At 41.2% G+C, this 7,868-nt stretch carries 5 protein-coding genes; 3 read left to right on the plus strand and 2 right to left on the minus strand.

The window, feature by feature from the left end; translation table 11 throughout:
• Position 1: 1 nt before the first annotated feature.
• Entirely contained in the window at positions 2-1,990 is a 1,989-nt protein-coding gene (gene uvrB / locus GEZ85_RS05230; RefSeq protein ID WP_153209580.1) for an excinuclease ABC subunit UvrB, read from the minus strand.
• A 76-nt stretch (positions 1,991-2,066) separates the two neighbouring features.
• Positions 2,067-3,020: a CPBP family intramembrane glutamic endopeptidase gene (locus tag GEZ85_RS05235; protein ID WP_153209581.1), complete on the minus strand. Its 954-nt coding sequence runs from the start codon at positions 3,018-3,020 to the stop codon at positions 2,067-2,069.
• 173 nt (positions 3,021-3,193) lie between these two features.
• Between GEZ85_RS05235 and GEZ85_RS05240 the strand changes: the two genes are divergently transcribed.
• From GEZ85_RS05240 to zwf, 3 genes are all read left to right on the plus strand, one after another.
• The gene (locus tag GEZ85_RS05240) at positions 3,194-5,359 is read left to right on the plus strand and encodes an ABC transporter substrate-binding protein/permease (protein ID WP_153209582.1); all 2,166 of its coding nucleotides are present in this window, start codon (positions 3,194-3,196) and stop codon (positions 5,357-5,359) included.
• The gene (locus tag GEZ85_RS05245) at positions 5,359-6,099 is read left to right on the plus strand and encodes an amino acid ABC transporter ATP-binding protein (RefSeq protein WP_153209583.1); all 741 of its coding nucleotides are present in this window, start codon (positions 5,359-5,361) and stop codon (positions 6,097-6,099) included. Before GEZ85_RS05240 ends, GEZ85_RS05245 begins: the two co-directional genes overlap by 1 nt.
• A gap of 150 nt (positions 6,100-6,249) precedes the next feature.
• Positions 6,250-7,737, plus strand: a complete 1,488-nt coding sequence (gene zwf / locus GEZ85_RS05250) for a glucose-6-phosphate dehydrogenase (RefSeq protein WP_084926550.1) — start codon at positions 6,250-6,252, stop codon at positions 7,735-7,737.
• Positions 7,738-7,868 lie beyond the last annotated feature (131 nt).

A 7,868-nucleotide genomic window follows, 5' to 3' on the forward strand; every position in this document is an offset into this window, starting at 1 on the left:
CCTAATCCAACACCTTGACTTCCAACATCATATCACGGATCTGAGCTGCCAGTTCAAAGTCCAGCACTTCGACGGCTTCTTGCATTTGTTTCTCCAGTTTCTTGACGAGTTCTTTGCGTTCTTGTTTGTTGAGGCTATTGATATCGACTTCCTTGTCCTCTTCCTTAGCAACTGCCTTGGTTACAGCAATCAGGTCACGGATTTCTTTCTTGATTGTCTGAGGCACAATACCGTGTTCTTCATTATAAGCCATCTGGATTTTCCGACGGCGAGCAGTTTCATCGATAGCACGTTGCATAGACTGAGTAACGGTGTCCGCATACATGATGACATGCCCTTCACTATTACGGGCAGCACGTCCAATGGTCTGGATGAGTCCACGCTCGTTACGAAGGAAACCTTCCTTGTCAGCATCGAGAATAGCTACGAGACTCACTTCAGGAACGTCAATCCCTTCACGGAGCAGGTTGATTCCGACCAAGACATCAAAGACACCCAAGCGCAGGTCACGGATAATCTCTGTCCTCTCCAAGGTCTTAATATCCGAGTGCATGTACTTGACCTTGATGCCCATTTCCTTGAAGTAGTCGGTTAAGTCCTCTGCCATTTTCTTGGTCAAGGTTGTGATAAAGGTACGCTCATTTTTCTCAACACGGGCATTGATTTCACCCAAGAGGTCATCAATCTGTCCCATTGTCGGACGGACTTCCACCTCTGGATCCAAGAGTCCCGTTGGACGAATGATTTGCTCAATCACTGTCTCGGTCTGTTCATTTTCATAGTCACCAGGTGTCGCTGAAACGTAGACAATCTGATGCACATGGCTTTCAAACTCCTCCCGACGGAGAGGACGATTGTCCAGAGCAGACGGCAAACGGAAACCGTAATTTACTAACATTTCTTTACGAGAACGGTCTCCATTGTACATGCCTTTGATTTGTCCCATGGTCATGTGGCTCTCATCAATCATGATCAAGAAATCATCTGGGAAGAAGTCGAGAAGCGTATAAGGAGGCTCACCTTCGCTACGACCATCCATGTGACGTGAATAGTTTTCAACCCCATTTGTATAGCCCATCTCACGGAGCATTTCGATATCATACTCTGTCCTCTGTTTCAAACGTTGAGCTTCAAGCAGTTTGCCTTCCTTCTCAAAGATAGCTAACTGCTCCTCCAACTCGGCCTGAATCTTGGCAATGGCAACTTCCATGTGGTCATCATTGGTCACAAAGTGAGTCGCAGGGAAAATCGCTAAATGATCCACTTCTCCCAATACCTGACCAGTCAGGGCCTCAACCTCACGAATACGGTCAATTTCGTCTCCAAAAAATTCTACTCGAAAGGCGTGTTCATCACGAGATGCTGGGAAAATCTCCACCACATCCCCACGCACACGAAATCTTCCCCGTTGGAAATCAATATCATTACGTTCAAACTGGATATCAACCAAGTCATTCAAAAGTTTATCACGAGAAATTTCAAGACCTGGACGGAGACTAACGACACTATCAGCGTATTCCTTGGGCGAACCCAAACCATAGATACAAGAGACTGAGGCCACGACAATAACATCATTGCGCTCCAAAAGGGCCGAAGTAGCTGAGTGACGAAGTTTGTCAATCTCGTCATTGACAGAACTATCCTTCTCAATATAGGTATCGCTTGAAGGTACATAGGCCTCCGGCTGGTAATAATCATAGTAGGATACGAAGTACTCAACAGCATTTTCAGGGAAAAATTCCTTAAACTCCCCATAGAGCTGTCCTGCAAGAGTCTTATTATGGGCAATGACCAGAGTTGGTTTATTGACTTTGGAAATGACCTGACTCATGGTATAGGTCTTCCCTGTTCCGGTCGCCCCCATCAGAATCTGAGCTTTTTCTCCACCCTCGATATTATCAACCAACTGCTCGATAGCTTGGGGTTGGTCTCCTGATGGTTGATATTTTGATACTAGTTTAAATTGATTGTCTGTAATGCGATTGATCATAAGAATCCTCTCTCGATGTGCTATTCCTATTTTAGCATACTTATAGCATTTTCACGAAGAAAAGGACGGACCGAAGTCACATCCTTTCATTTTCTTTCTTTAATTGATAGGCGAGATAGACAATCAGCAGTAGCAAGACCAGACTTGTCATGACAGAACCTTCAATCCCAAAAGAACCACCTGATAGCCAGGCTTGATTGCCTTGTGGTAAAAAGGTCATTAGCGATGTTCCCGACGGCTGACCACTAACTAAAATCCCAAATAAATTTCCCTGAGCAAAATTCCAAGCCCCATGAATACCTGCTACACCCCAAACTTTATCAGTTTTGAGGAGGTAAAGTGACATGGCAACTCCGAATAAAAAGAGATTCACTAGAGATAGAGGGGTGAGACCAGAATTTCCCGCATGAAGCAGGGTAAAGAACAGACTAGATATAAGAACAGCAAGTTTTAGATTGGTTCTTGAGGCCAATTGAGGAAGGAGCCAAGCACGGGCCACTACTTCTTCTGTTGTCCCCTGTAAAATCCAAAATGGAATAGTAAAAATGACAAAGGCAAGCGAATAAGGATTCAAGTGAATGGACTCAAAACGATATTGCCCTAAGGCTACTAAACCTAACAAGGTCAGAAGAAAAAGTGCCAGACCTAGACCAAATCCTTTAAGAAGATTGCTGAGGAAATTTTCTTTATAAAATCCTAAAGTTCGAATAGGTCTTTTCTCAACTTTTCTAGTCCATCTGAACACAGTGTTGAGAACGAAACCAAAGGACAGCAATTCTAAAATTAAACGAAAGTCACTTGTTTTATCCATCAAGCTCTGCTGCAAGATTTGTAAAAAGGCAGCAAAAGCTTGACCAGTCTCTCCAAAATTTCTAGCAAGTCCGATGAGAGCTAACAAGCTAATACCATACAGAGTATAAGCCACAAACTCTCCTATGAAGACAAAAACAAAGGCTAACAAGGGGCTTGTGTAAATGTTTAAACTCATTTTTGAAGCTTGGAAGTCTTTAAATATTCTTTTGTTCTTCATATCCTTGTCCTCTTTTCTTCTATTATATACTATTATTATAGCACTTTATAGTAGCAATTCAATCAAGAAATAAAAGGAATCTATGTCATATTTTCTAACACAAAAACCTCGCGATTTGCATTTTTTAAATTTTTCTGATATAATGGGAAAATATTCGGAAAAGGAGACTAAAAATGAAGAAAAAATTTCTAGCATTTTTGCTAATTTTATTCCCAATTTTCTCATTAGGTATTGCCAAAGCTGAAACGATTAAGATTGTTTCTGATACCGCCTATGCACCTTTTGAGTTTAAAGATTCAGATCAAACTTATAAAGGAATTGATGTTGACATTATCAACAAAGTCGCTGAAATTAAAGGATGGAATATTCAGATGTCCTATCCTGGATTTGACGCAGCGGTCAATGCGGTTCAAGCTGGTCAAGCTGACGCTATCATGGCAGGGATGACAAAGACGAAAGAACGTGAAAAAGTCTTTACCATGTCTGATACTTACTATGATACAAAAGTTGTCATTGCAACTACAAAGTCACACAAGATTAGTCAGTACGACCAATTAAAAGGTAAAACTGTTGGTGTTAAAAACGGAACTGCCGCACAACGTTTCCTTGAAAGTATTAAGGACAAATACGGCTTTAGTATTAAAACATTTGACACTGGTGATTTGATGAACAACAGCTTGAGTGCTGGTGCCATTGATGCTATGATGGATGACAAACCTGTTATCGAGTACGCGATTAACCAAGGCCAAGACCTCCATATTGAAATGGATGGTGAAGCTGTAGGAAGTTTTGCTTTCGGTGTGAAAAAAGGAAGCAAATACGAGCACCTAGTCACTGAGTTTAACCAAGCCTTGGCTGAAATGAAAAAAGATGGTAGTCTTGATAAAATAATCAAGAAATGGACTGCTTCATCATCTTCAGCAGTGCCAACTACAACGACTGCAGCTGGTCTAAAAGCAACTCCTGTTAAAGCTAAATACATCATTGCCAGCGATTCTTCTTTTGCACCTTTTGTTTTCCAAAATTCAAGCAACCAATACACTGGTATTGATATGGAATTGATTAAGGCAATCGCTAAAGACCAAGGTTTTGAAATTGAAATCATCAACCCTGGTTTCGATGCCGCTATTAACGCTGTCCAAGCTGGTCAAGCAGATGGTATCATTGCTGGTATGTCTGTCACAGATGCTCGTAAGGCGACTTTTGATTTCTCAGATTCATACTACACTGCAAACACAATCCTCGGCGTAAAAGAATCAAGTACCATTGCTTCTTATGAAGATTTGAAAGGGAAGACGGTCGGTGTTAAAAACGGAACTGCTTCTCAAACCTTCCTAACAGAAAATCAAAGCAAATACGGTTATCAAATTAAAACCTTCGCTGATGGTTCATCAATGTATGACAGTTTAAACACTGGTGCGATTGATGCTGTTATGGATGATGAACCTGTTCTCAAATATTCTATCAGCCAAGGTCAAAAATTGAAAACACCAATCCCTGGAAGTCCAATCGGAGAAACAGCCTTTGCCGTTAAAAAAGGCACAAATCCAGAATTGATTGAAATGTTCAACAACGGACTTGCAAACCTTAAAGCAAACGGAGAATTCCAAAAGATTCTTGATAAATACCTAGCTAGCGAGTCATCATCTGCTTCAACAAGCACTGTTGATGAGACAACTATCTGGGGCTTGCTTCAAAATAACTACAAACAACTCCTTAGCGGTCTTGGTATCACTCTTGCTCTAGCTCTTATCTCATTTGCTATTGCCATTGTCATCGGGATTATCTTCGGTATGTTTAGTGTCAGCCCCTACAAATCTCTTCGTGTGATTTCTGAGATTTTCGTTGACGTTATCCGTGGTATTCCTTTGATGATTCTTGCAGCCTTCATCTTCTGGGGAATTCCAAACTTCATCGAGTCCATCACAGGCCAACAAAGCCCAATTAACGACTTTGTAGCTGGTACCATTGCCCTATCACTCAATGCGGCTGCTTATATCGCTGAAATCGTTCGTGGTGGTATTCAGGCTGTTCCAGTTGGTCAAATGGAAGCCAGCCGCAGCTTGGGTATCTCTTATGGAAAAACCATGCGTAAGATTATCTTGCCACAAGCAACTAAATTGATGTTGCCAAACTTTGTCAACCAATTCGTTATCGCTCTTAAAGATACAACCATCGTATCTGCTATCGGTTTAGTTGAACTCTTCCAAACTGGTAAGATTATCATCGCCCGTAACTACCAAAGTTTCAAGATGTATGCAATCCTTGCTATCTTCTATCTTGTAATTATCACACTTTTGACTAGACTAGCGAAACGCTTAGAAAAGAGGATTCGTTAATGGCAAAATTAAAAATTGATGTAAATAATTTACACAAGCATTATGGAAAAAATGAGGTTTTAAAAGGAATCACGACTAAGTTCTATGAAGGAGATGTTGTTTGTATCATCGGCCCTTCGGGTTCTGGTAAGTCAACCTTCCTCCGTAGCCTCAATCTTCTAGAAGAAGTCACTAGCGGTCACATCACTGTGAACGGTTATGACTTAACTGAAAAAACAACCAATGTTGACCATGTCCGTGAAAATATCGGAATGGTGTTCCAACACTTCAACCTCTTCCCACACATGTCTGTTTTGGACAACATCACTTTTGCTCCTATTGAACACAAACGAATGACCAAAGAAGAAGCTGAGAAATTGGGGATGGAGTTGCTTGAAAAGGTTGGACTAGCAGATAAAGCTAATGCTAACCCAGATAGCCTATCCGGTGGTCAAAAACAACGTGTGGCTATCGCTCGTGGACTAGCAATGAATCCAGACATCATGCTCTTTGATGAACCAACTTCTGCCCTTGACCCTGAAATGGTCGGAGACGTACTAAACGTTATGAAAGACTTGGCTAAACAAGGCATGACCATGATTATCGTAACCCATGAGATGGGATTTGCCCGTCAGGTTGCCAACCGCGTTATCTTTACTGCAGACGGTGAATTCCTTGAAGACGGAACACCTGATCAAATCTTTGATAACCCACAACACCCACGTCTGAAAGATTTCTTGGACAAGGTCTTAAACGTCTAAACGCAAACTGTAAGGATTTCCTTGCAGTTTTTTTCTATCTCGTATTGGATTTTTTGATTTTTCGGAAAATTATGTTAGAATTAAATTTATGAAATGAGATTTCCTCATACCTAGCAAGACTAGGAATAAAAATAGAAATTAGGTAGCTAGATGTCATCTAAGGTTATTGTTACAATTTTCGGTGCGAGTGGAGACCTGGCTAAACGCAAGCTCTACCCTTCCCTTTTTAGACTATATAAATCCGGCAATCTTTCCGAGCACTTTGCCGTTATTGGAACTGCCCGTCGTCCTTGGAGCAAGGAATATTTTGAATCTGTTGTCGTCGAATCCATCCTTGATTTGGCAGATAGTACCGAACAGGCTCAAGAGTTCGCTAGTCACTTCTACTATCAAAGTCATGATGTCAACGATACAGAACACTACATTGCTTTGCGTCAATTGCAGGCTGAACTAAATGACAAGTACCAAGCTGAACACAACAAGCTCTTCTTCTTGTCTATGGCGCCTCAGTTCTTTGGAACCATTGCCAAACACCTCAAGTCTGAAAACATTGTGGATGGTAAAGGTTTTGAACGCTTAATCGTTGAAAAACCATTTGGTACAGATTACGCAACTGCAAGCAAGTTGAATGACGAGCTCCTAGCAACATTTGACGAAGAACAAATTTTCCGTATTGATCATTATCTTGGTAAGGAAATGATTCAAAGTATCTTTGCAGTTCGCTTTGCCAACCTGATTTTCGAAAACGTTTGGAACAAGGAATTTATCGACAATGTTCAAATTACCTTTGCGGAGCGCTTGGGTGTAGAAGAACGTGGTGGCTACTATGACCAATCAGGTGCCCTCCGTGATATGGTACAGAACCATACACTCCAACTTCTTTCTCTCCTTGCCATGGACAAGCCAGCAAGCTTCACAAAAGATGAGATTCGTGCTGAAAAGATTAAGGTCTTTAAAAATCTCTATCATCCAACTGATGAAGAACTTAAAGAACACTTTATCCGTGGTCAATACCGCTCTGGTAAGATTGATGGCATGAAATATATCTCTTATCGTAGCGAACCAAATGTAAATCCAGAATCAACAACTGAAACTTTTGCATCTGGTGCCTTCTTTGTAGACAGCGATCGATTCCGTGGTGTTCCTTTCTTCTTCCGTACTGGTAAACGTCTAACTGAAAAAGGAACTCATGTCAACATCGTCTTTAAACAAATGGATTCTATCTTTGGTGAGCCACTTGCTCCAAACATCTTGACCATCTATATCCAACCAACAGAAGGCTTCTCTCTTAGCCTAAATGGGAAGCAAGTAGGAGAAGAATTCAACTTGGCTCCCAACTCACTTGATTACCGTACAGATGCGACCGCAACTGGTGCTTCTCCAGAACCATACGAGAAATTGATTTATGATGTCTTAAATAACAACTCAACTAACTTTAGCCACTGGGATGAAGTTGGTGCGTCATGGAAATTGATTGACCGTATCGAAGAGCTCTGGGCTGAAAATGGTGCCCCACTTCATGACTATAAAGCTGGAAGCATGGGACCTCAAGCTAGCTTTGATCTACTTGAAAAATTCGGTGCCAAATGGACTTGGCAACCAGATATCGCCTATCGTCAAGATGGTCGTTTAGAATAAAAAATGGCTCTTTGTCAACTGTAGTGGGTTGAAGAAAAGCTAAGCTCGAGAAAGGACAAAATTTGCCCTTTCTTTTTTGATGTTCAGAGCAATAAAAATCCTTTTTTTGAAGTTTTCAAAGTTTCGAAATC

The sequence above is a fragment of the Streptococcus mitis genome (genome assembly GCF_009496205.1).
GTDB classification, from domain to species: domain Bacteria; phylum Bacillota; class Bacilli; order Lactobacillales; family Streptococcaceae; genus Streptococcus; species Streptococcus mitis_BN.

Coding starts and splice junctions, on each gene's coding strand:
- uvrB (WP_153209580.1), bottom strand. CDS start 1,990: ATGATCAATCGCATTACAGACAATCAATTTAAACTAGTATCAAAATAT.
- GEZ85_RS05235 (WP_153209581.1), bottom strand. CDS start 3,020: ATGAAGAACAAAAGAATATTTAAAGACTTCCAAGCTTCAAAAATGAGT.
- GEZ85_RS05245 (WP_153209583.1), top strand. CDS start 5,359: ATGGCAAAATTAAAAATTGATGTAAATAATTTACACAAGCATTATGGA.
- GEZ85_RS05240 (WP_153209582.1), top strand. CDS start 3,194: ATGAAGAAAAAATTTCTAGCATTTTTGCTAATTTTATTCCCAATTTTC.
- zwf (WP_084926550.1), top strand. CDS start 6,250: ATGTCATCTAAGGTTATTGTTACAATTTTCGGTGCGAGTGGAGACCTG.